We start from the raw sequence: 22839 nt of genomic DNA, 5'->3' as shown, positions 1-22839 counted from the left end.
CAGATTATTTTGGCCGGATCTTGCTTAATCGAAATCATCACCTTCATCGATCACTGTTCCCAATTGCTGGACAAACTGCTGTGCCGCATGATACCCCATTCCCTTCAGCCGGAAGTTCATTGCCGCCACTTCGATAATCACGGCCAGATTTCGTCCAGGGCGAACAGGGATGATTAACTTGGGAATCTCCGTATCAATAATGCGCACTTTTTCCTCATCCAGGCCCAGTCGGTCATACTGCTGCTGTTCTTTCCATGCTTCCAGATGGATGGCGATAGAGATCTTTTTTTTCGCACGTACGGCTCCAGCACCAAACAGGGTCATCACGTTAATAATGCCCAACCCCCGAATCTCCAGCAAATAACGGATCAGATCCGGAGCATGTCCTACAAGCGTCCCCTCTTCAGATTGTGTAATTTCCACCGCATCATCAGCTACCAGACGATGCCCCCGTTTCACCAGTTCCAAAGCCGTTTCGCTTTTGCCAATTCCGCTGGAACCGGTAATCAGTACACCAATTCCGTACACGTCTACCAATACTCCGTGAATAGTCGTTGTAGGAGCCAGATGCTTTTCCAGGTAATTCGTCAGTTTGCTGGCAAATTTTGTGGTAGCCAGTGAAGTACGCAGAATCGGGACTTTATTCTTTTGGGAGGCACTGATCAGTTCAAGAGGAACCTCTATATTTCGTGTAACAATGAAACAGGGAATTTCGGGATGGCACAACCGTTCCAAACGCTCCGTCCTTTTTTGTTTGGATAACCCTTCAATAAACGACAGTTCCGTTTTCCCCAGCAGCTGCAGCCGTTCTACCGGGTGATAAGTGAAAAAACCGGCCAATTCCAGCCCAGGACGGTACAATTCCGCAACTGTCACGGCACGGTCAAATTGGTCCCAGCCATAGATCACTTCCAACTGAAAGTCTTCTATCAATTTTTTCAATGTCACTTTTCTGCTCATTTCCCTGCTCTCCTAACAACAAAATGTGAACTGCCCTGTACTTTGTTCTACCCCGGGACAAACGGTCAATCCCGGGCTGTTTCCGAGTCCCTGTCCGGAAGGACATCACAATAAGGTTCCACATACCCTAAAATACGCTTTTTGCATTTCCTTGTCAAAACGGTTATACCGCCGGCAGGAAATAAAAGAGATGCACAGGTACCCGCCATTTGATACCATAACTCTGATAGATATAATTAAGTTAGAATTGCTTCAATTGCGGTTTCCGGGCAACACCGCTTCGAAAAATTGGTAATCTGGATAAAATTGATTCTTGCCGGTTGCAAGGGATGATTGCAAGAGCCGGCGGAACTGCTAAATACCCTTTAAGTCGTCTTCCCTTGGTCCGGCACTGAATCGGGAGTTTGGCACAGACCATTTGTCCAAAAGGAGGGGATCCTTCATGCAAAAAATAGCCTGGCTGTTGATTTTGGCAGGAACCATTTTTATTGGTTACAATCTTTATCACTGGTGGGGGGAATCCAGCATCGCTGAACATAATCCACGCCTGGCGCAATCAATCGATACCAACTGGAATGATCAAACGGCAAAACCACAGATGAGTCAGGGAATCAAACTTGAATTGCCTGCCGCCGGGCAGGGGGAAAATATCGGGAAACTGATCATTCCCAAATTGGGACTGATTATCCCTGTTGTCAAGGGAACCGACCAGGAATCCCTGAAAAAGGGAGTCGGCCTGTACCAGGGCCATGGCACGGTCAATCCCGGTGAAACTGGACATGTCGTGTTATCGGGGCATCGGGATACCGTCTTCAGGGATCTTGGCAAGTTACAAAGCGGTGACCGCCTGTACATAAAATACGGTGACAAAATCTTTACCTATCAAATCCGCAAACACTGGATCACAGGGGCAGAGGACCGGACAGTGATTGTTCCCGATCCCGCGCCGGTTCTCACCGTGACAACCTGTTACCCGTTTGATTATGTTGGAGATGCCCCGGATCGTTATATCATTCGCGCCGAATTAATTGACATTAAAAACGCATCTGCCACCACCGCCGAAACCCATTCTTCCTGAAGCAGGTGAAAACATGATTATTGCAGTCGGATCAACCAATCCCGCCAAAGTAAATGCCGTCAGGGAAACGTGGCAGGAACTGGTACCGGATGTTACCGTCCTCTCGGCTTCTATTCCTTCAGGGGTACGGAATCAGCCTTTTTCGGATGATGAAACCATTCAGGGAGCGATTCACCGTGCCCGCCAAGCCAAAAAGGAGTTAAACGCAGATGTGGGAATCGGACTGGAAGGCGGGGTTGTTGAGACGCCTTTCGGCCTGTTCCTGTGCAACTGGAGTGCATTGGCTGACGAGAATGACCAATGTTTGATCGCCGGTGGCGCGCGAATTCCGCTTCCTGACCAGTTTCGGGCTCCGCTTCATGAAGGCAGGGAATTGGGGCCAATCATGGATGAATATTCCAAACAGACAGGAATCCGCCATCACCAGGGGGCAATTGGCGTATTTACCAATGGACTGGTTGATCGGAAAGAAATGCTTATCCATTTATGCAAAATACTATTGGGGCAGTACCAGTTTCATAAACTGAAAAACGGCTGACAAGGCTTGTGGAAAACACAAGCCTTTTTGCTGCAGAAAAAAGACTAAAAATCGCATTTTTTCCAAACAATCCTGGATTTCGCATGTCCGTATCACTCTGCCTGGACTTAATCCACAAACCGATTGACAATCCAGTTGGCAATTGTCATAATCAGGGCCCCGAGAAAAGCGGGCACAAACCCGTCCACGAAAAATCCTTCCACCAACGAACCGGTAAGCCAAAACATCAATGCATTAATGACCAATGAAAATAAGCCAAGCGTAAGAATATTGATTGGCAGCGTTAAAAAGATGAGCAATGGCCTGATCACCAGATTGATAACCGCAAGTACAATTGCCGCCAGAAAAGCGGTTTTCCAGCTCTCGACTTTGATCCCCGTAATCATCTCTGACGCAAGGAATACAGCGACCGCACCTGCAACAATTTTCAACAGTATTTTCATGGCGGTCTCCTCCTTTCTTGATATCTAATACCCTATTTTCTTAAAAAGAATATAAAGAATTCCCGTTATATCCCAATCCGGCCACTTCTCTGCCAAAACCCGCCTTCAACCAAGGCCTGGTTTGTCACACGCTTTATCGAATAAAAAAGCTTGTGCTTCGCCGGTACCATCCGGAACCACACAAGCTTGTGTTTCATCAATCCAGAGATACTTTTTCTTCTGCTGTACATTGGTTAACCATTTCGATCAATTTTTCTTCCAATTGCTGCGCCAGTACCTTTACCTGTTCATTATCCACTTCTTCAGCCAGTACGGTAGGACGAAGAACGCCAATCCGTACCACATCTCTTTCTTCATCCTGGTAGACCATACATTTGGCGGGAAGTAAAAAACCGCTTTCCGGATGCTCGGTCAACAAACGTTTCGTCAAATCCTCGTGGGACAGTTCCAAAATGTAGTAAGGGTGTGTAAACTGAATCCCTTGCTCAAACAATTTTGTGGCAATGTCATATTTCCACAACAGTCGCAATTTATTCTCTTCAATTATTTTCTCCAGGCGATTGAGTACTTGTTCCATGGATCCTTTTACATCCACTGCATATGAGAACATGATACTCCCCCTTTTTGGATATGTTTTTCCCCATATTCATTTTACCATGATTTCTTCCTTTTACCTGCCAATATAACATATTCATCCGGAGGATACATCATGCAATCATGAATAATTAATATTATCAAATATATAATTTGATATTATAATTAATATAAATTAATATTGACTACAATATAATATCATGGTATTTTATATATACCAAAGAATATCAGCTGATCAGTATAAACCGAAGGAAAGCGGCTCATCCTAATGGCTGAAGTATTGTTCAGAAAACAACCTGCTCAGGAGGTCGCTCTTTCATGGCGAAATTACACCGGAAAATTACAGCTGATATCTCGGGAAAGATTGAAAACGGGAAAATAGTGCTATATCACAGCGGGCAGGCAATCGGCTCTTTCCCGTTAAAAAGTGAGTACGCGCAGTTAAGTGAGGGGTACCGGATTGAAAATGGAGATATCTACTCTTTAAAAACCCCACCAGCCCGTTCCTATCCTGCTTCTTATGCCAGTGATTGTGATCTGGGATGGTGTTAACATAAAAAGCAGGGGAGAATTACTCCCCTGCTACAAGTTCTCTCCTGACTTCCGTAACAAATTTTTGCAGCTCTTCATAGTCTCTATAACCAATATAATACAACTCAGAACCGACGCCTAGCCGTGTTTTTTCTTCCACTTTATGTTGGTTCCACATGTCATCAATAATGTGATGCAGGTCACTCACATGTGCCACAAATCTGTAACCCGCGTAACCAACATTGACACTGTATTGGTACAAAGAATGGTCAGTTAGCTTGTCCAGGAAAAATTCGACCGCTGATGGTGGATAGCCCAGCGTTAAACCTAGTAACCTGTGATACTCTGAAGATCCCCACTCTATGTTAGACAATCTCGCCAAATAGTTATTCATCAGCTCCTGGTTTTGAAAAAAAAGGTAAGTACCGTCTTCGTCGATCATATAGGGATACTTCTCTAATTGCGGCATCAACTCTTCCAACTGTGGAATCATTTGCCTGCAAAGCGCAGGCTTGATTCCCATCAAAAAAGCTTCATGATCTACCATGATTCGTATTTCTTCCATGTTCCTTGTTCCTCACTTTTTGTACGGCTCACCGTTCGCTTTAAAGTATTCACCACATACTTGACATCCATAATGTTCGCCAGCACGTACGATTTTTTCATCTTCCCCACATTTTGGACACGTAGGTTTGCTCATTTGTTTAACCTCCTCATTCATTTTTTAATAAACGGCTTAAGAGTAACGAATAGAGAACATTTGTTGCGGCCGCAGTTCAATTATAGATTTAATATTTTTAATATTCAATGAAAAGTTGGTTCATGGGTGAGAAGGTTCAGTAATATAGACACCCCAGCATCTTATGGATGTTGGCGGTCAGAGCCCACGTTCCACATATAATGGGGAGGGAAATGACACAGAACAGAAAATTTCTTCAAATATGTCAAGCCTCAAAACTAGGGAATTGATCACTCAGGTCTTTAAATCCTCTTGGGAAGAACAAGCGATTTTTACACAGCGGAAACAGGATGTAAAAAAAGGTGTGGTTTAAATGAGTTAAATATTTGTAATAGTTCCACAAACTCTATTGGCGCTTGTCATGGGCTGTCTGTTGTCTGATTGGAGTTATTTCCTTGGCTTGATATTTATAGCAGGAGGAGTGATCAAATTGTATTACGGTGATCATTATTATCCTTATACAAGTTCCATTCATATCATAGAGAAAAAAGAAGGCCAGAGAATGCAGAGCAGATTTTGACAAAATCCATCAACATGGCCGGAGAATTCCACAGACTTATAATCAGTACTGATGAACTGTTTGAACGGATAGAAAAAATGTTGCTAGAGAGAATGCAAAAATATTGATCATAATCTACTCAGCTTACATGAAATTCTAACCCCCTATTAGTCAGGTTTTTATATGAGGCTGTTGACCTTCTTTTGTCAACAGCCTCAGCAGGGGAGAATTACTCCCCTGCTTTTCTGTTTGCTGACTGTTCCATCATTTGGGAACCCAGCGCTACAAGACGTTTTGTCATCTCTCCACCTACTGAACCATTGGCGCGTGCCGTCGAATCAGCTCCCAGCTCTACACCGAATTCCTGAGCGATTTCTTGTTTCATTTGCTCCAGTGAATCTTTGGCACCTGGAACGACAAGCCTGTTTTTTCTTGCCATTCGACTCACTCCTTTGCAGCAGGTTGGTGATGCCGTCTTGCATTCATTAGTTTACCCGGTCTGGTTCATGATTATTGATCTTACATGGACTTAAGAACTTTTTCCCGTTCGGCAAGCACTTTTTCCATTCGTTCCTTGTCTCTTTTCAGAATGGGAGCCAGAAACCGGCCTGTATATGAACCTTTTGTTTTGGCAACCTCTTCAGGCGTTCCCCTGGCCACAACCGTTCCGCCCCCAACCCCGCCTTCGGGACCCAGGTCAATCAGATAGTCCGCCGTTTTGATCACATCCAGATTATGCTCAATCACGACCACAGTATCACCGTTTTCAACAAGACGTTCCAACACTTTCAATAAGCGTGCGATATCATCAATATGAAGGCCGGTCGTCGGTTCGTCCAGCAGGTACAAAGTGCGTCCCCTGCTGCGCTTGTACAGCTCGGAAGCCAGTTTCACCCGTTGTGCCTCTCCGCCGGACAAGGTTGTTGCCGGCTGCCCCAGTTTTATATATCCTAACCCGACATCATACAGAGTCTGCAATTTTCGTTTGATCCGGGGAATGTTGGCGAAAAACTCCAATGCTTCCTCAACCGTCATTTCCAGGACATCAGATACATTTTTTCCCTTGTATCTAATGTCCAATGTTTCCCGGTTATAACGTTTCCCTTTGCACTGTTCACACGGGACATAAACATCGGGCAGGAAATGCATCTCAATCTTGATAATGCCATCCCCGCGGCATGCTTCACAACGCCCGCCCTTGACATTGAAACTGAAACGTCCTTTCTTGTATCCCCTTACCTTGGCTTCCTGGGTAGCAGCAAAAACTTCGCGGATATCATCAAACACTCCGGTATAGGTTGCCGGGTTTGAGCGCGGGGTTCGCCCGATCGGTGACTGGTCGATATTGATGATCTTCTCGAGGTGCTCGATCCCTTCTATTTTTTTGTGTTTGCCCGGCAAAGCTTTTGCCCTGTTCAGTTTACGAGCCAGCGCCTTTAACAGAATTTCGTTGACCAACGTACTTTTCCCGGAACCGGATACTCCTGTCACGCAAGTGAACACACCCAGCGGGAAAGAGACATCAATCTTTTTAAGGTTATTCTCCTCTGCCCCCTTGACGGTTACCCATTTTCCGTTTGGCTTTCTCCGCTTGCGAGGGACCGGGATAAAACGCCGGCCACTTAAATAGTCACCGGTAAGCGAATGTTTATTCTGCATGACTTCCTGGGGGGTACCGGCAGCAATAACCTGTCCGCCATAGGCGCCGGCCCCGGGGCCAATGTCAATAATATAATCGCAGGCCAGCATGGTATCCTCATCGTGTTCCACAACAATCAGGGTATTCCCCAAATCCCTCATCTTTTCCAATGTGGCAATCAAACGGTTATTATCCCTCTGATGAAGGCCGATACTGGGTTCATCCAAAATATACAGAACCCCCATCAAACTGGACCCGATCTGTGTGGCCAGACGAATCCGCTGGGCTTCCCCGCCAGACAGGGTACCCGCCGACCGGGACAGATTGAGGTAGTCCAGTCCCACATTTACAAGAAACCCCAGCCGGTTGCGAATTTCCTTCAACACCTGACGGGCAATTTTCATTTCCTTTTCCGACAAAGTGAGTGACTCGAAAAATTGAAGGGCTTCCCTGATCGATAAACGGGTAACGTAATCGATATTTTTGCCGCCTACAAACACATTCAATATTTCCTTCTTCAGTCGCGCTCCCTTGCAGGTCGGACAGGCCTTGGTTGTCATATAGGTTTCCAGGTACTCGCGGGTTGCGTCCGAACCGGTTTCTTTAAAGCGCCGGCTCAGATTGTTGACCACCCCTTCAAATCGGGTCGTCGTTTCCCGGACAAAGCCGGCATCGTTCCGGTATCTGAAAGGAATCGGTTCCTTGGAACCATACAGAATAATCTCTTTTTCCTTTTTATTTAATTCCTGGAACGGTTTGTCCATGTCAATTCCGTAGTATTCACATAATGACGCGAGAAGTTGCCGATAGTAACCGTTGATCGAAGAGGACCAAGGCTCAATCGCGCCTTCGGAAAGCGAGAGGGATGGGTCCGGAATAACCAGCTGCGGGTCGATTTCCATGCGGCTTCCCAAACCGTCACAGGTGGGGCAGGCGCCATAAGGACTGTTAAAAGAAAACATCCGGGGAGACAGTTCATCAATGCTGAAGCCGCATTCCGGACAAGCGAGGCTGGAACTGAACAGCAGCTCGTCTCCGCCGATAATGTCGCAAAGCACTTCTCCGCCGCTTAATTCCAGGGCTGTTTCCACGGAATCCGTCAGCCGGGTCTCAATGCCCGGTTTGACAATGATGCGGTCAACAACCACTTCGATGGTATGCTTCCTGTTTTTTTCCAGTTTGATTTCCTCTGACAGTTCCCGAAGTTCTCCGTCCACCCGCACTCGTACATATCCTTGCCGGCCAATCTCCTTGAGCAGTTTCGCATGCTCCCCTTTTCGACCTTTTACGATCGGAGCCAGGATCTGAATCCGGGAACGTTCCGGCAATTCCATGATCCGGTCCACCATTTGCTGAACGGTTTGTGAAGCAATTTCAATCCCGTGTTCAGGGCAGTAGGCACGCCCAATCCGGGCAAACAGCAACCGCAAGTAATCATAAATTTCCGTAACCGTCCCGACCGTTGACCGGGGATTGCGGCTGGTTGTCTTCTGATCAATGGAAATCGCCGGGGATAATCCATCAATCGCATCGACATCCGGTTTGTCCATCTGGCCCAGGAATTGCCTTGCGTAAGCGGAGAGGGACTCCACATAACGCCGCTGTCCTTCCGCATAAATGGTGTCAAAAGCCAGAGAAGATTTCCCGGAACCGCTTATTCCTGTAACAACTACAAATTTGTCGCGCGGAATCGTTACATGAATGTTTTTCAGGTTATGCACACGCGCGCCACGCACCACAATATTCTCTTGCGCCATTTTTCATTAACCCTCCGCTTTCAATTCTATGATCAGATCCCGTAATTCGGCTGCGCGTTCGAAGTTGAGTTCCCTGGCGAACTGTTTCATTTCCTTTTCCAGCCTTTTGATCAATTTGTTCCGTTCCTGTTTGCTCATCTTTTTCACTTTCTTCCCAGTGATATATTCAGCTGTTTGTTCCGCCACTTTAGTAGCTTCGATCACATCGCGCACTTTTTTCTGAATGGTTCGGGGGACAATTCCGTGTTTTTGGTTATAAGCAATTTGGATCTGACGCCGGCGCTCTGTTTCATCAATCGCTGTTTTCATCGACCTGGTGATGGTGTCCGCATACATGATCACTTCACCCTGGGCATTGCGTGCTGCCCGGCCAATCGTCTGGATCAATGAACGATCAGAACGCAAAAAGCCTTCCTTATCGGCATCCAAAATGGCCACCAGAGAAACTTCCGGTAAATCAAGTCCTTCCCGTAACAGATTGATTCCAATCAAAACGTCAAATTCGCCCAACCGGAGATCACGCAGGATCTCCATCCGCTCAATCGTTTTTATATCCGAATGCAAATAACGAACCTTGATTCCCATTTCTTTCAGGTAATCCGTCAAATCTTCTGCCATTTTTTTGGTAAGTGTTGTTACAAGCACCCGCTCATCACGTTCAATCCGTTTATGGATTTCACCAATTAAATGGTCAATTTGCCCTTTAATCGGATGAATATGGATTTTTGGGTCCAACAGCCCGGTCGGGCGGATAATCTGTTCGACCACTTCCGGCGATTTTTCCAGTTCATACGGCCCCGGAGTAGCTGAAACAAACAGGATTTGATGAATCTTTTCTTCAAACTCGCTAAATTGAAGCGGCCGGTTATCCCTGGCGGAGGGGAGTCGAAATCCATGCTTAATCAGCATGTTTTTGCGTGCCTGGTCCCCATTGTACATCCCGTGAATCTGCGGGATGGTTACATGGGATTCATCGACAATGATCAAAAAATCGTCCGGGAAAAAATCCAGCAGGGTATAGGGAGCCTCTCCCGGCTTCTTGCCTACCAGATGGCGGGAATAATTTTCAATTCCGGAACAGAAACCCACTTCCCGCATCATTTCCAGATCATATCTGGTTCGCTGTTCAAGCCGCTGGGCTTCCAGCAGTTTTCCCTGACTCTTCAGTTCCGCCAACCGCTCTTCCAGTTCCTGTTCAATCCCCTTAAGCGCTTTTTCCATCACTTCCGAGCGGGTGATATAGTGGGAAGCCGGGAAAATCGCCACATGTTCCCTTTCACCAAGTATTTCTCCCGTAACGACATCAATTTCACGAATCCGTTCAATTTCATCGCCAAAAAACTCGACCCGGACCGCCTGCTCACTTCGCGTGACCGGGAATATTTCCACAACATCGCCCCGAACCCGGAACGTTCCCCGGACAAAGTTGATATCGTTCCGTTCATATTGGATATCTACCAGTTTGCGAAGAACCTGGTTCCGGTCCCTTTCCATGCCGACACGCAGGGAAAGAACCAGATCCCGGTATTCACTTGGCGAACCCAGACCATAAATGCAGGAAACACTGGAAACGATAATCACATCCCGCCGTTCAAACAAGGCGCTGGTCGCCGAGTGGCGAAGTTTATCAATCTCATCATTGATGGAAGCATCTTTTTCTATATAGGTATCCGTTGCCGGAATATAGGCTTCAGGTTGATAATAATCATAATAACTGACAAAGTATTCGACTGCATTATGCGGAAAAAATTCTTTCAGCTCCCCGCATAATTGGGCAGCCAGGGTCTTGTTGTGCGCAATCACCAGGGTCGGTTTGTTTACACGGGCAATCGTTTGGGCCATGGTAAAGGTTTTACCAGTCCCGGTTGCTCCAAGGAGCGTTTGGAACCGGTTGCCGGCCTGAATTTTCTTCACCAGTTTTTCGATTGCCTGTGGCTGGTCTCCTTGCGGTTGAAATTCAGATACCAGTTGAAACTGATTTTTCATCCGATTCACCTCATTTCCACATGAAAGTATTATAACATACGGATATAGAGTTCAGAACGTTTGTTCCAGATTCAAATGCAGAAAAGGCCTTCCTGTTTTGGAAGACCTCAGCTTATTTTGTACCAATCACGTTTTGCACTCTAAATATTCTATTTGCAGGAATGGTGGAATTTCCGCAAACACCCCGACTGTCTACAAACAAAAAAATAAGTCCGAATCGGACTAACCATGTTTATCAACCGTTCAAATTACCCCTTCCGTATCTGTCGCCATACGTTCCCTGATTTCATTTTCTACTTGTATCAGGTATTCGACGTCTCCAAATTTAACGTAAAAATAATCTTTCTTATACCGAATGAAAGTTTCATATTTTACCGCTTCAGGATGTTTGTATGTTTCCCACATCCACATTATATCTTCAACAAAGATGTCGATATGAATGACGAACATAAACCCCGAACAGTTTATCCCTAATTTCCCTTTTTTTAGTTTGCTTACGTCTTCCCCTTTTTGTTCCATATCCCAACATTTAACAAAATACTCTATAGACTTAGGCGGAAAACCGAATGTATGCCCAGATATTCTGCAATACTCTGGTGAATTAATCTTTACCCCTTCCATCTGCTCTAAAAACTTTTGTTTGTCTCTTCGTTGTGAAAAAAAGTGTAGTCATCACGAAGGATATTCCAACCAAATACATTGGGATATCCTTTTTCCAATAACTTGTCCAAATACGGTTTTAATCGGGGATTACCCGATTGACAGGCACAAGCAGGCTTATAACCAAACATGAAAGCCTCTTCCGGACGAAGAAATTTCCCCATAAAGACCACCTTTCTATAAAGAATCCCCCATAGAGGGCTTTAGTCTTGGTTGTTAAAGTAAACATCACACTTGGAGCAAATCCACCAACCCTTACCGGCCGCTATCATTTCTTTCCACATTTTCAGCTTTACCACATCTTGGACACGGCGGCACCCAACCACGGATAAAACTTACTACTTTCTTTACCATTCTTGCCATGTGATCCTCTCCTTGTCAGTAGAATACTGCTATTCCCCCGCTGTAATTCAGTAAATTTGGAAAATTGGCGGTAAACGGGGGAATGTTTTACGACTATAACGCATTCGTCATGCATCTTCCTTATATTTCCTTGTGCCAAAGATGATTTCCTGCTTTATATGAAAAGCCTCTTTCAGTTCCGATGACCGCCATATCCCGCACTTTTCCCGTACTTCATCCAATAGCGGGGGACTATTCCAACTTCGTTTAAACCGTACCCATTTGTCGGGTTCGTACTTCGATCGAACCCAGACGCTTTCTCCTTTGACATACCGTATGAGAGCCTGTTCGACTTCAATTGGTATGTAAGTCAGCAGTAAATCCGCTATTTCCGACACCCTCCGTTTCGATCAGTCAGACACCGGATAAATCCCCGGTGCCTGTCTCATATTGAATGTATGTCCAAACTCCCTCAACAAGAGTCATTTGTAAAATGTCGTTGCTGTTTGGTTGATAGTCACATTCCGTTTGCTCATCTCCCACAACCCGAACCAGGTTATCAGCTTCCAGAGAAAAAATGATTTCCTGATGTTGGATTTATATGAACCCCCTTAATTCCATCCGGTCGTCATTCTGTGTTAAAATAAGATACATTCGACTTTTTTGTTTGAGCCATTTCTTTTTTATTGGCTCTTTTTTTTATGCAAAGATATCAAAATGCCAGCCTGCTATGATTCGTTTCCCTTCTTCCATTTCGGCCAGAATCATTCCTGACAATGGGATCGTAATAACTTCACCATTTTCTGAATACAAATGGACAACTTGATAACCTTTGCATGGGTCATGCCGTAAACTGCATGTTGTGTTGATTTCGTAATCTGTTGCTGAAAATGCTTCGTTCACCCATTCAAACTGCGGACATCTTTTCAAGTCATGCAAAAACGGTTCTACCTCTTTCTCCTTACCTGTCACTCGAATCTGTAACACTTGAAATCCTCCCTGTTCCTGACGGTTTACTCCGTGCACCTCCTTGTTTATTATTCTGACCTCATGTTAGTACAATTCCCTATATTCACTCAACACAAATTTGATTTAATTTCTGAAGATTAAATAATAATCGGTTTAAACCTTTAGCTTGTCGATAATCAACGATAGATTCAAAACCTGATTATTATTGAAATCAGTTCCAGTTGAATAACAATATTCGATCTATTATAAAATTCGGAAATATGCTATATTGATTTCAGCTAAGGAAAAACGGAGGGGTCATATGTTTGCAGGGGTAAATGAGTGTATTGCGCGTTACATAATCCGAAGAACCCGCAAGGAAAAAGGATTAAGACAGGAAGACGCAGCCGACAAAACCATATCATACGGAACGATCTCAAACATAGAACGCGGCAGCAAAAAAGTAGATGAGGAAACAGTTCGAAAATATTTAAGAAAACTGGGTCTTACTGAAACACGTGTAATAAACCTGGCGAGACAGGAAGAAGAAGAAATCGAATTTCTGATGACCCAACTGGATGCGATTGAATCCATGCTTAACCACAATAAAGCAGAGAAACCAATACAACTGTTAAAAGCGATTGGCATCGAACGTTATCACCCGTTAGCTCCTTATTATACCTATCTGGAGGGAAGATGTTTTCAACTGAAAAGGAAATGGAAAAAGGCTGAAAAACATTATAAATTTGCCATACGATTGCGGAACCAATACAATTTGCCATTAAAAGGAAATATCGCCTCCAAATGCTACAATGAATTAGGAATTTGCTTTTTTCTGCAAAATCATATGGAAAAGGCATTATCCTATATTGAAAAAGGGCTAAACGCATATAATGACAAAGAAGATGGAGAGCAAATCATTTTTGCTTTAAACAGCAATAAAGTGTTCTACCTTATGAATTCAGGTCAATATGAAAATGCCAAACAAGTATTAAACGAATTATGGTCAGCCATACCGGAAATTGAAAACAAAAATACGGCACTAACCTGTATAGATACAACGCATTAATATTGCGAAAAATGAAACGTTATGAAGAAGCCATCAAAATATGTAAAGAAGGAATTGAGATCGCCCGGACTAACCGGTTCCAGAACCGTTATCTAAGCTTAATGAATATACTGGGCAGCATCTATTTGGCACAAAACCGGTTAGAGAAAGCGGAACAACAATTTGATATTATCTTGAATTATGACTACAGCGGTGTATCCACAAGGATTCGGATCGACACTTTGATTTTTTTAGCAGCAACTTATGCCAGTATGGAAAGGTGGCCGGAAGCAGAGAAAACGATAAATGACGCACTGAAACTGGCCAGGAACGAACAGGCTGTTCAACTGTCCAAAGTGTTCGTTGTAGCAGGGAATATTTATGCGGCAAGAGAGAAATACAGCGAAGCCGTAACCTGTTATGAAGAAGCCGAAAATTCAGCCAATACCAGTGACAATAGAAAGATTCAACATTTAGCTTTATTGCAGTTATCCCATTGCTTTGATAAGATGGGTTCAGCAACTTCATGGGAAACTTGCGTCAAGAAGCTCCTCAGACTTCAGCAGGAAATCGATTTACAAAAAGAGGAGGATTTTTTTCATGCTTTTGTTTAATATATCAGTATTAACTTGCGTCGGCGATGGTGATGACGATTTATTTGACCGCTAAAAAAGTGAGATGTTAATCAAGAACCATTTTTCCGAAATGCAAAAAAATGTAATTAATTTGGAAAGATGGTTGCTTTTATATAAATAAACATGAAAAATTAAAACCGCTTCGGAGTTATAAAGCGGTTTTAATCATTAAGCCGTTCTGTTTTTTAATTCTTCGATCCGTCTCTTTTGCTTCAACACAAGACGACCGCGTTTCCCAAAAACTTCAGGATTCCAAAAGTTTCCTTTCTTCGTTTACTGCGCCGCTTGAATCCTGCTGTAACTGCTCCTGCACTCCATCCGCCGGAATCACTCCCAGATGGACGGGGTCATCCTCGTACAACGCCTTTTGGGTTATATGATGGTCATGGTATTCGTCCAATACATCCAGTTTGCAATAGGTTGCCTTGTCTGCCATTTCTGTCAATTCGGCCAGATTTCGAATACGGCGGCCGTTAAAACGCTGAATCACATCTCCTGTTTTCAGTCCCATCGCGTCAGCGGGGGAATTGGGGATTACCGCCAGTACCTTAAGCCCGTTCGGATTTGAAACAAACAACGGTTTGGCCCGTTTTTCCAGCCATTTTGTTCCGAGATAGATGCCTTCATGACCGATCACTGCAAAAATTGCCAAGACCCAAAGCCCGGGCGCCCAGCCATCGAAAAAATACAACCCCAGACATAAAACGAATCCATACAGCAAAACAAAAGTGGATGTCTGCCTTTTCTGCTGTTTCATGGGCCCTGAAAGGTTGAGCCTGGCAAAGCTCAAAAAAATCGGGAGCGGGAACCAACCTCCTTGATTTGGAAGCAGAAGCGGAATCACCCACCCTTTTTTCAGCATAAATCCATTGACCTGGTTTACTTTGACAGGATATGCCCCATCTTCGCCATCCAGCCGAATCAATGCCCATTCTAGCAAGTGTCCGATCCCGACCAGCCACAGCCAATCGGTTGCAGCAAAGGTTTGTAAGGGTTCCAAAAACGGGAAATCGGCGGAAAACGGGATCTGTTGCATGCTTAAGTGAATCAGCGACAGTATTCCGACAGAGTAGGACAGGCAGGCAAAACGCAAGCCAAATACCACAAGCAGCAGGGTCAGGATCCAGACAAAGATCAGGTCTCCGGTTTTTATTTCCCACGTCAGTTCCGACAAGCATAAAGAACCGACAAATCCGAAGATGATGGAAAAGCTGACGGTCTGGATCATTAACGGCAGTTTCGGAACCAGTACACTGGAAAACCGCTTTATCTCATAACGCCTGAGCGTCCAGAAATAAACGAGCAGAATCATGAACCCGATCAGAAAAGCAGGATGAAGAAGTGCTGAAAACCACTCTTTCCAGAAAAAGAGCAGATTCTCCCAAATCGATTCCAACCTTCCTCCCTCCAACCTGTAAAATTACCCCAATGATTTCCATTGGGGTAATTTCTACATCCTGATTGCTATTCCTTTATTTTTTCTTCAAATACTGGATGGCCACCTGCAAGGTAATATCATTCCCGGGCTCGCGCAAGAAGCTAATAAATGCTTCCCGCAAGACCTCAGCAGCTTTCGCGTCAAGTTTTCCCGTGGCAGCGAATCCTTCTTTCTTTTGGAATGCTTTTACGGCTTGTTCTGTTTGCGAGTCAAAATAGCCATCTGTCCGGCCCGGATGATAACCGAGTGCATCCAAAATCAATTGCATGTTTTTCACTTCGGTCAGATTATCATCCCGTTGCAGTGGTTCTTTTACCTGAGGAGGAATGGCATTCATATAAGCCGGTTTGTCTACGGGAATATCCGGCTTGATCCCTTTTGTTCCTCCATGCTGATCAATCCAGTTTCCTTTGGGAGTCAGCCATTTGGCAATCGTAATTTTCACATTGCTGCCATCCTTGAAAGATTTGGTCGTCTGAACCGTTCCTTTTCCAAAGGTCGTTTCTCCGACCAATGCATAATTTCCCGATTCCTGTAATGCTGCGGCAAGAATTTCCGAGGCGCTGGCGCTTCCTTTATCAATCAGTACGGCAATGGGATACGGTTTTTTCCCTTCCAGTTTGGAATTGAAAACAGAACGGCTTCCTGATTTGTCTTCGGTCATCAAAACTTTTTGCTTGTCTGGAACCAGTTGATCACAGATATCCAGAACGGAGGGCAGTAACCCGCCGGGATTTCCGCGCACATCAATGATCAGCCCTTCCAGCCCCTGGCTCTCCAGTTTTTTCAATCCCCTGGCAAAATCTTCCGCCGTATTCTCGGAAAACTGCGTTAACGTGATTCGTCCGATGTGACCGGACATCATGGCGGCTTCAACCGTTTGCAAGGAAATCTCGTCACGAACTACAGTAATCGTCAGGATATCGCGTACACCGGGGCGGGCAATCTGCAACCGGGCTTTCGTTCCTTTGGGACCGCGGATTTTGCTGACCGCTTCGTGAATATCCATTCCTTCCAGACTGATGCCGTTTACTTTTAATACCTGGTCACCTGAACGCAGTCCGGCTTTTTCTGCAGGAGAATCCTTGATCGGCGAGATAATGGTCACCCGCCCGTTTTTCAAGGTGACTTCCGCACCAATCCCCGTAAAGGAGGATTCCAGACCCTGTTGGAACTGAATCGCCTGCTTCGGACTCATATAGGCTGAATACGGATCACCCAGCGATTCAATCATACCTTTAATGGCACCGTCAATCAGTTGCTCATCGTTCACTTTATGTAAATAGGAAGACTTGATGGTTTGATATGCCTGCTTTAACTTTTCTTCGTGTGTTTTAAATTCTGCCGCCTGCCGGGCGCCTTCCGGGGAAAAGAGTGTCCCCATCTCCAGCTGGTCGATCAGTCCGCCGTCACCGACGACCCATATCGTGCCCAGACTGCTGAGGATCATCGCAATGACCGCAATGAACACAACCGTTTTGCCTTTAAAATTTATTGTTAACACCACCTTTGGACCGCACCCAATAAACGATCCGAATCAGCTCTTCTATACTCTCAATGGTATGACAACCCCGGACAAAATAGTCGTTTACGGTACTGTTTTGATAAGGGACTGTTTCTAATATACCACAATTATTTCATATACCTTTCAGGGTTGTAGGATGGTGGAGTTGATCCATGTCCAATCCGCACTTCAAAGTGCAGGTGTGGTCCGGTCGAGTTTCCGTTGTTTCCAATCCCCGAAATGACCTGCCCTGCTTCCACTTCTTCTCCAGGCTGTACCTTGACCTGCCCCGGGTAACTGTGCGCATAACGGGTAAAGAATGGTTTTCCCTTATATTGTCCGTGATAAATGGTGATTAACCATCCATAACCTGAAGAAGCCTGGCTGGATACGACCACACCATCGGCTGCCGCCATGATCGGGGTACCTACCGGTCCGGCATAATCAACCCCCGCATGCAATTTTGCTGTTCCGTAAATGGGGTGAATCCGGTAACCGTAATTGGATGTTTTCCTGGCGGTAGTCGGCTTGATCAGCGGACCCGTATATGGGAAGCGAAGCTTTCCGGAATGCCATTCAGACAGGTTAATGGCAATTACTTCATCCTTATGTTCTTCGAGTATACTGTTTAACTGAGCCAGATCAGTATCCGACTTTTTCAGTTCATTGGCCAGCTTTTGATACTCCTTGTTTACCTTATCAATGATTTTTTGCTGCTCATCAATTTTGACCTGTTTGGCATCGACCGCTTTTTGCCGCTTGTCCAGCGCTTGCTGATATTTCTCCACCAGCTTGTAATCTTCCTTGACCAGCAGGCGAACAATTTCAAACCGGGTTAAAAACTCATTAAAGTCGTCGGCTAACAACAGCTGAGACAAATAGTTATTTTCTCCACGTTTGTATAGATAGCTGAGACGTGAATCAAATTCCTTCCTGATTACTTCCAGATCTTTTTCCGCTTTCAGCCGCTCCTTTTCCAAAGGTTCAATTTCCTTCTGGATTGCGGCAATTTTCTGGTCTGCTTCGTCCATTAATCTTTTAAACTCAGCCATTTTTTCCTTCATGCCTTGTTGCTTTCCCATAATATCTTTCTTGTCTTCACGGATATTATAAATCTTTTCGCGAACGGATTCTTCCGCTGAAACATAATATGGAGGAATCCATACTGAAAAAAGTGAAGTTGCCAAGGCAACCGCTAGCCATTTTCTTCTCATCTTGATTTGAACGCCTCCCCAGTTCTTCTCCTATGCCCCATTGCTTTCCTGTTAATGAAATATCTTTTTCTAATATACAAATTTAATATCTTTTATAAAGGAAGCCAAGCAAAAAAACATGACAATTTCTATCAGTCTGGAAAATTGTTTCATTTTATAAACGAAAATGGCAAGTCGATCCAATTCCTCCTGGTCTCCCAGGAATCAGATCGACTTCCCCCTGTTCAGGCTAATAATATTGCATGGGATCTACTGCTTTCCCATTTTTGTGTGTTTCAAAGTGCAGGTATGGTTTTGAAAACAGGGCATAGTTTCCTACTGAAGCAATTCTTTGTCCTTTTTGCACATGGTCTCCCGGTTCAACCCGTACCGTGCTTGGGTACATATTGGCATAAAGTGTCTTAAAACCGTCACCATGATCAATCACAATATAGTATCCATATCCCCAAAAATCGGACTTCGTTAACAAAACAACCCCTGAAGCCGCTGCCACAATGGGTGATCCAATGGAATTGGAAATCCTGATTCCCTGATAACCGTTTCCGAATCTGGTAATAACCTTGCCTCCAGGTTGCGGCCAGGCCAGGTTATCTTCCACCTTCGGCGGCTTGGAAACACCAATATCAGGAGAATCCGGAATGCTTACCTGTTGTTTTTTGTCCAACTGCAGCGCTTTCTCAACTTCTTTATCCAGACCCAGGCTGGCAAGTGCAGGTTTGTTTTGTTCATACATTGCAATATACCGGGATATTTCGCGTTCGGCCTCTTTTAACAAAGCATTTTTTTCTTCTTTCTTTTGTTCAATCAATGCAATCTCTTTTTCCAACTCATTTCTGGCATCGACATACTTCTGAATCGCCATTTTTTCGTGTTTCAAAAACAGGAACAGGGTATCCAGACGCAATAAAAACTCAGACACGGAATCAGCATTCAATAAATAATAGAGATACTGATTTTTTCCACTCTGCTGGTACATATGTACCAAGACAACATTAAACTGTGCTTCTTGCCTGCTGAGATTTTTTCTTTTTTCGGTTAGATTTTTTTTCCCGAGAGAAATTTCATCGTTTAAAGCAGCGATCTGTCGCTCCCATTTCATCAATCGTTCTTGTGCCTTTTTCAGTTCAGCCAGGACTTCTTGCGGATTCCCTGCTGTTTTGGAGCGATCTTGCTGATTCTGTTGGAATTCATTTTCAGCAAATCCTACGAGTTGAATCGACAGGCAAAGGATAATGACCATAAAAGCCATCATGAGACTGACAATCCTTTTGCCAACCACTTTTTGACGCTCCTCCCATTTTTACTCGGCCTACTCACCCCGCTTTGGTCAAAACAGCCCTAAGGCAAAAAAGAGATGGGGTCGACAGGCTTGCTATTGTCATGTACTTCAAAATGTAAATGGGGGCCTGTCGAAAATCCGTTGCTCCCCACAGCAGCAATCACTTCTCCAGCAGACACCTGCTGGCCGACATCCACTTTCACAGTTTGCGCATACATATGCGCATAAAGGGTGGAAATACCATTTCCATGATAAATTACTACAATATAACCATAACCAATGGACGGTCTGGATACAATCACTTTGCCGGATGCCGCGGCCTTGATTGGTGTTCCCATTCTGGCTGCAATATCAATTCCCCCATGCATGCGATATTCGCGGTGTATGGGATGATACCGCATCCCAAACGGAGAGGTGACCTGTCCATCAACCGGCTTTTGAAAACTGCCGCCTGCCCTGGCCGCCACACTTGTACCGACACGGTTTCCCTGTTCCATACCACGCGCTGCCGATTCACTTTTGGCAACAAGATTGTGCAACAATTTCCGCGCCGTGACATTTTCGTCTTCCAGTTCGGCCAAATCGGAATCCAATGAAGCAATTTCCTTTTCATGGGCCTGATAACTGTTACGAAGGGTATCAAAAACTTTTTGCGCTTTCTCCTTCTCATTTTGCAAACTGACCAGACTCTTTTCCAATTCCTTTTCCAGGCGGGACAGTTCTTTCTGTTTTTCAGTATACCGCCTGATCATGCGCTGATCTGCCTGGGCCAAAATACTGACATAATCATAGCGCTTCAGGAAATCACCCAGGGAATCGGATTCCAGCAAGAGCTCAAGGTAAAACATGTTTCCTTTCAAGTAAATGGACTGCAGGCGGTTTTTACAGGTTTGGCGCAAAAACTCCAGTTCTTTCTCAATCTTTTTCTGTTCTTCTTTTTTCGCCTGCACCAGTTTTTTGAATTCATATACGCGGAAATCCAACTGGTTCAGCTTTTTTTCGACGGCTTCAATCTCTGTCAGGATACTCTGCAAGTCTTGCCGGGCCAGTTCTTTCTTTTTTTTCAGTTGTAATATTTCCTGATCACGTTCCCGGATATCCTCTTTTTTCTCATCAATTGCAGAGGAGTTTGTCATCGCAAAGCTGTTATATGGTACCAAAGAAAAAACCAGCAAAAAAGAAACCATCCCGCAAAAAAACTTCTTTCCCACTTTGCTCCTCCTCCGAAATATTCCTCCTTTTTATACCTTCAGGAAGCGGCGTACGGAAATGATACTTCCCAGTGTTCCAATAGCGATTCCCAATGCAAAAATACAGAGGGTAACGTAGATGCCCAACGACAGAATCGGCATCAGTTTCAAAATGGAGGCTACTTCTCCGGCTCCCAGGATGGAATAGCCTACCTGATAGAGAGACAGGACAATGATCGTAGGGAAAATGGCGCCAACCAGACCGATAAACGCTCCCTCGATGAAAAACGGCCACCGGATAAACCAGTTGCTCGCTCCTACCAGCCGCTGAATCTCAATTTCCCTTCTGCGGGCAATAATCGTCAATTTAATGGTATTGGATATCAGGAAGGCAGCCAAAATGGCCAGTCCCAAACCGAAGATCAAAACGATATTGCGAACCCAGCTGGACAGATTCAGAAGCCGGTCTGTAACGCCGTCACCAAATACAGCATCATTGACTCCCTCCACAGACTTGACCCGCTCACTGACAGCTTTAATATTTTGCGGATCTTTCGGCTCTACGGTAATGAGGTCAGGCAGCGGGTTTTTTCCTTCCCCTTCATACCCTTTGAAAATCTCGGTTCCTTCATCACCCCACTGAGCCTTCAGTTGACGCAATCCTTCTTCCTTGGGCACCAGTTCCGCATTCTTCACTTCCGGCATCGACTGGATCTGTTTCAATACCTGAAGTTGCTGGTCATCCGTCAACTGTTCGGCAAGCGACGCGCGAATGGCTACTTGTTTGTCCAGTTCTGCTGCCATGTAACGGACATTAAAAGCGAAGATGAGGAAAATGCCGAAAATGAACAGGGTAACGGCAACCGCACTGATCGCCGCAAAGCTCATCCATGCGTTCCGGCGCACACCACGGTAAGCCTCCCGAAAATGCCGGGACAGCGTCTCAATCTTCATAACCGTACTCACCTCCGATTTCATCCCTTACAATAACTCCTTGTTCGATGGCAATGACCCGCTGTCTGAGTGTGTTTACGATTTCCTTGTTATGTGTAGCCATCACGATGGTTGTTCCCCGCCGGTTAATCTCCTCAAGCAGATACATAATATCCCAGGAATTCTCTGGATCTAAGTTTCCTGTAGGCTCGTCCGCAATCACAAAACTTGGATTATTGACAATTGCACGAGCAATTGCTACACGTTGTTGCTCTCCGCCTGACAATTGCGATGGAAGTGCATGCATCCGGTCAACCAATCCTACCAGTTCCAAAACTTCCTGTACCCGCGGCTTGATTTTCCGTCTCGGTGACTCAATGGCTTCCATCGCAAACGCCACATTTTCAAAAGCTGTCATATGCGGCAGCAGTTTGAAATCCTGGAATACAACACCGATTTTGCGGCGGACATGAGGAATTTTCCAGTCCCGCACCCGTTTCACATTCACACCGTTGATCAACACAACCCCGTGTGTCGGCTTCTCTTCCCTGTACATTAATTTGATAAATGAACTTTTTCCCGCTCCACTCGGTCCGACAATATAGACAAATTCGCCCTGGTCTATGCGGACATCTATACCGCGAAGAGCTTCAACACCATTTGGATAAACCTTCCACACATCATGCATCTCAATCACGAAAACTCACCCCAGGAAACATATTTTCAATATAGTTAACCCTTTATCCGATTTTCTCCTGCAATAATTAATACTACCAAAAAAAATCAGCTTCTTCATCATATAATCGTCTTATAAGCAAATAAAGGCATGAATACGGTATATATCTTGCTTAACCTATGAAAACTACTTCAATATTATAACATCA

General features: G+C 44.8%; 24 protein-coding genes. 5 read left to right on the top strand and 19 right to left on the bottom strand.

Annotation, left to right across the window (positions count from 1 at the left end; genetic code table 11):
• Positions 1-24: 24 nt before the first annotated feature.
• Positions 25-960, bottom strand: a complete 936-nt coding sequence (gene hprK, locus H2C83_RS14990) for an HPr(Ser) kinase/phosphatase (protein ID WP_181742003.1) — start codon at positions 958-960, stop codon at positions 25-27.
• A 442-nt stretch (positions 961-1402) separates the two neighbouring features.
• Here hprK and srtD point away from each other — a divergent pair, with 442 nt between their 5' ends.
• Complete coding sequence (srtD, locus tag H2C83_RS14985; protein WP_181742002.1) at positions 1403-2038, top strand: class D sortase, LPxTATN-specific; 636 nt, start codon at positions 1403-1405, stop codon at positions 2036-2038.
• A 13-nt stretch (positions 2039-2051) separates the two neighbouring features.
• Positions 2052-2576 carry a DUF84 family protein gene (locus H2C83_RS14980; RefSeq protein ID WP_181742001.1) on the top strand — a complete coding sequence of 175 codons (525 nt, stop codon included), beginning with the start codon at positions 2052-2054 and terminating at the stop codon, positions 2574-2576.
• A gap of 107 nt (positions 2577-2683) precedes the next feature.
• On the opposite strand, the gene H2C83_RS14975 is transcribed toward H2C83_RS14980, so the two are convergent.
• Complete coding sequence (locus H2C83_RS14975; protein WP_181742000.1) at positions 2684-3019, bottom strand: phage holin family protein; 336 nt, start codon at positions 3017-3019, stop codon at positions 2684-2686.
• Between the two features lie 196 nt (positions 3020-3215).
• Complete coding sequence (locus H2C83_RS14970; protein WP_181741999.1) at positions 3216-3629, bottom strand: DUF302 domain-containing protein; 414 nt, start codon at positions 3627-3629, stop codon at positions 3216-3218.
• Positions 3630-3931: 302 nt separating this feature from the next.
• Here H2C83_RS14970 and H2C83_RS14965 point away from each other — a divergent pair, with 302 nt between their 5' ends.
• Positions 3932-4165, top strand: a complete 234-nt coding sequence (locus H2C83_RS14965) for a DUF2553 family protein (RefSeq protein ID WP_181741998.1) — start codon at positions 3932-3934, stop codon at positions 4163-4165.
• A gap of 19 nt (positions 4166-4184) precedes the next feature.
• Here the strand turns inward: H2C83_RS14965 and H2C83_RS14960 are convergent, their stop codons facing one another.
• From H2C83_RS14960 to H2C83_RS14925, 9 genes are all read right to left on the bottom strand, one after another.
• Positions 4185-4709, bottom strand: coding sequence for a hypothetical protein (locus H2C83_RS14960; RefSeq protein ID WP_181741997.1), 525 nt, complete (start codon positions 4707-4709; stop codon positions 4185-4187).
• A gap of 12 nt (positions 4710-4721) precedes the next feature.
• Entirely contained in the window at positions 4722-4844 is a 123-nt protein-coding gene (locus tag H2C83_RS18240; protein ID WP_281364182.1) for a hypothetical protein, read from the bottom strand.
• A 767-nt stretch (positions 4845-5611) separates the two neighbouring features.
• Positions 5612-5821, bottom strand: a complete 210-nt coding sequence (locus tag H2C83_RS14955) for an alpha/beta-type small acid-soluble spore protein (protein WP_181741996.1) — start codon at positions 5819-5821, stop codon at positions 5612-5614.
• Positions 5822-5901: 80 nt separating this feature from the next.
• Positions 5902-8778, bottom strand: a complete 2877-nt coding sequence (uvrA, locus tag H2C83_RS14950; protein ID WP_181741995.1) for an excinuclease ABC subunit UvrA — start codon at positions 8776-8778, stop codon at positions 5902-5904.
• A 6-nt stretch (positions 8779-8784) separates the two neighbouring features.
• Positions 8785-10764 (bottom strand): excinuclease ABC subunit UvrB, encoded by a 1980-nt coding sequence (gene uvrB, locus H2C83_RS14945; RefSeq protein WP_181741994.1) that lies wholly within the window; start codon positions 10762-10764, stop codon positions 8785-8787.
• 243 nt (positions 10765-11007) lie between these two features.
• A complete protein-coding gene (locus H2C83_RS14940) occupies positions 11008-11385 on the bottom strand; it encodes a hypothetical protein (protein WP_181741993.1) in 378 nt (125 codons plus the stop codon).
• Between the two features lie 5 nt (positions 11386-11390).
• Positions 11391-11588, bottom strand: coding sequence for a hypothetical protein (locus H2C83_RS14935; RefSeq protein WP_181741992.1), 198 nt, complete (start codon positions 11586-11588; stop codon positions 11391-11393).
• Positions 11589-11894: 306 nt separating this feature from the next.
• Positions 11895-12164, bottom strand: a complete 270-nt coding sequence (locus H2C83_RS14930; protein WP_181741991.1) for a hypothetical protein — start codon at positions 12162-12164, stop codon at positions 11895-11897.
• A gap of 301 nt (positions 12165-12465) precedes the next feature.
• A complete protein-coding gene (locus H2C83_RS14925) occupies positions 12466-12753 on the bottom strand; it encodes a DUF3970 family protein (protein WP_181741990.1) in 288 nt (95 codons plus the stop codon).
• A gap of 283 nt (positions 12754-13036) precedes the next feature.
• Between H2C83_RS14925 and H2C83_RS14920 the strand changes: the two genes are divergently transcribed.
• Both H2C83_RS14920 and H2C83_RS14915 read left to right on the top strand, forming a co-directional pair.
• Positions 13037-13783 carry a helix-turn-helix domain-containing protein gene (locus tag H2C83_RS14920; protein ID WP_181741989.1) on the top strand — a complete coding sequence of 249 codons (747 nt, stop codon included), beginning with the start codon at positions 13037-13039 and terminating at the stop codon, positions 13781-13783.
• An 11-nt stretch (positions 13784-13794) separates the two neighbouring features.
• Entirely contained in the window at positions 13795-14376 is a 582-nt protein-coding gene (locus H2C83_RS14915; RefSeq protein WP_181741988.1) for a tetratricopeptide repeat protein, read from the top strand.
• Positions 14377-14641: 265 nt separating this feature from the next.
• On the opposite strand, the gene H2C83_RS14910 is transcribed toward H2C83_RS14915, so the two are convergent.
• The 7 genes from H2C83_RS14910 to ftsE all read right to left on the bottom strand — a co-directional run bounded on the left by H2C83_RS14910 (position 14642) and on the right by ftsE (position 22652).
• A complete protein-coding gene (locus tag H2C83_RS14910) occupies positions 14642-15793 on the bottom strand; it encodes a PDZ domain-containing protein (protein WP_181741987.1) in 1152 nt (383 codons plus the stop codon).
• A gap of 76 nt (positions 15794-15869) precedes the next feature.
• Positions 15870-17339, bottom strand: coding sequence for a S41 family peptidase (locus H2C83_RS14905; RefSeq protein ID WP_312853935.1), 1470 nt, complete (start codon positions 17337-17339; stop codon positions 15870-15872).
• A gap of 128 nt (positions 17340-17467) precedes the next feature.
• Positions 17468-18553 carry a murein hydrolase activator EnvC family protein gene (locus H2C83_RS14900; RefSeq protein ID WP_181741986.1) on the bottom strand — a complete coding sequence of 362 codons (1086 nt, stop codon included), beginning with the start codon at positions 18551-18553 and terminating at the stop codon, positions 17468-17470.
• A gap of 229 nt (positions 18554-18782) precedes the next feature.
• Entirely contained in the window at positions 18783-19832 is a 1050-nt protein-coding gene (locus H2C83_RS18390) for a murein hydrolase activator EnvC family protein (RefSeq protein WP_181741985.1), read from the bottom strand.
• A 59-nt stretch (positions 19833-19891) separates the two neighbouring features.
• The gene (locus tag H2C83_RS18385) at positions 19892-21043 is read right to left on the bottom strand and encodes a murein hydrolase activator EnvC family protein (protein WP_181741984.1); all 1152 of its coding nucleotides are present in this window, start codon (positions 21041-21043) and stop codon (positions 19892-19894) included.
• 30 nt (positions 21044-21073) lie between these two features.
• Complete coding sequence (ftsX, locus tag H2C83_RS14885) at positions 21074-21976, bottom strand: permease-like cell division protein FtsX (protein ID WP_181741983.1); 903 nt, start codon at positions 21974-21976, stop codon at positions 21074-21076.
• Positions 21966-22652 carry a cell division ATP-binding protein FtsE gene (gene ftsE / locus H2C83_RS14880; protein ID WP_181741982.1) on the bottom strand — a complete coding sequence of 229 codons (687 nt, stop codon included), beginning with the start codon at positions 22650-22652 and terminating at the stop codon, positions 21966-21968. The genes ftsX and ftsE overlap by 11 nt, the downstream gene beginning before the upstream one ends.
• Positions 22653-22839: the final 187 nt, after the last annotated feature.

The organism is Thermoactinomyces mirandus (assembly GCF_013868055.1).
Lineage (GTDB): Bacteria > Bacillota > Bacilli > Thermoactinomycetales > Thermoactinomycetaceae > Thermoactinomyces > Thermoactinomyces mirandus.
Note: the sequence above shows the minus strand (reverse complement) of the source record. Positions and strands in the feature narration are given on the sequence as shown.

Bases quoted from the DNA above. Each gene is read 5' to 3' on its own strand.
- hprK (WP_181742003.1), bottom strand. From the start codon at position 960: ATGAGCAGAAAAGTGACATTGAAAAAATTGATAGAAGACTTTCAGTTG.
- srtD (WP_181742002.1), top strand. From the start codon at position 1,403: ATGCAAAAAATAGCCTGGCTGTTGATTTTGGCAGGAACCATTTTTATT.
- H2C83_RS14980 (WP_181742001.1), top strand. From the start codon at position 2,052: ATGATTATTGCAGTCGGATCAACCAATCCCGCCAAAGTAAATGCCGTC.
- H2C83_RS14975 (WP_181742000.1), bottom strand. From the start codon at position 3,019: ATGAAAATACTGTTGAAAATTGTTGCAGGTGCGGTCGCTGTATTCCTT.
- H2C83_RS14970 (WP_181741999.1), bottom strand. From the start codon at position 3,629: ATGTTCTCATATGCAGTGGATGTAAAAGGATCCATGGAACAAGTACTC.
- H2C83_RS14965 (WP_181741998.1), top strand. From the start codon at position 3,932: ATGGCGAAATTACACCGGAAAATTACAGCTGATATCTCGGGAAAGATT.
- H2C83_RS14960 (WP_181741997.1), bottom strand. From the start codon at position 4,709: ATGGAAGAAATACGAATCATGGTAGATCATGAAGCTTTTTTGATGGGA.
- H2C83_RS18240 (WP_281364182.1), bottom strand. From the start codon at position 4,844: ATGAGCAAACCTACGTGTCCAAAATGTGGGGAAGATGAAAAAATCGTA.
- H2C83_RS14955 (WP_181741996.1), bottom strand. From the start codon at position 5,821: ATGGCAAGAAAAAACAGGCTTGTCGTTCCAGGTGCCAAAGATTCACTG.
- uvrA (WP_181741995.1), bottom strand. From the start codon at position 8,778: ATGGCGCAAGAGAATATTGTGGTGCGTGGCGCGCGTGTGCATAACCTG.
- uvrB (WP_181741994.1), bottom strand. From the start codon at position 10,764: ATGAAAAATCAGTTTCAACTGGTATCTGAATTTCAACCGCAAGGAGAC.
- H2C83_RS14940 (WP_181741993.1), bottom strand. From the start codon at position 11,385: ATGGAAGGGGTAAAGATTAATTCACCAGAGTATTGCAGAATATCTGGG.
- H2C83_RS14935 (WP_181741992.1), bottom strand. From the start codon at position 11,588: ATGGGGAAATTTCTTCGTCCGGAAGAGGCTTTCATGTTTGGTTATAAG.
- H2C83_RS14920 (WP_181741989.1), top strand. From the start codon at position 13,037: ATGTTTGCAGGGGTAAATGAGTGTATTGCGCGTTACATAATCCGAAGA.
- H2C83_RS14915 (WP_181741988.1), top strand. From the start codon at position 13,795: ATGAAACGTTATGAAGAAGCCATCAAAATATGTAAAGAAGGAATTGAG.
- H2C83_RS14900 (WP_181741986.1), bottom strand. From the start codon at position 18,553: ATGAGAAGAAAATGGCTAGCGGTTGCCTTGGCAACTTCACTTTTTTCA.
- ftsX (WP_181741983.1), bottom strand. From the start codon at position 21,976: ATGAAGATTGAGACGCTGTCCCGGCATTTTCGGGAGGCTTACCGTGGT.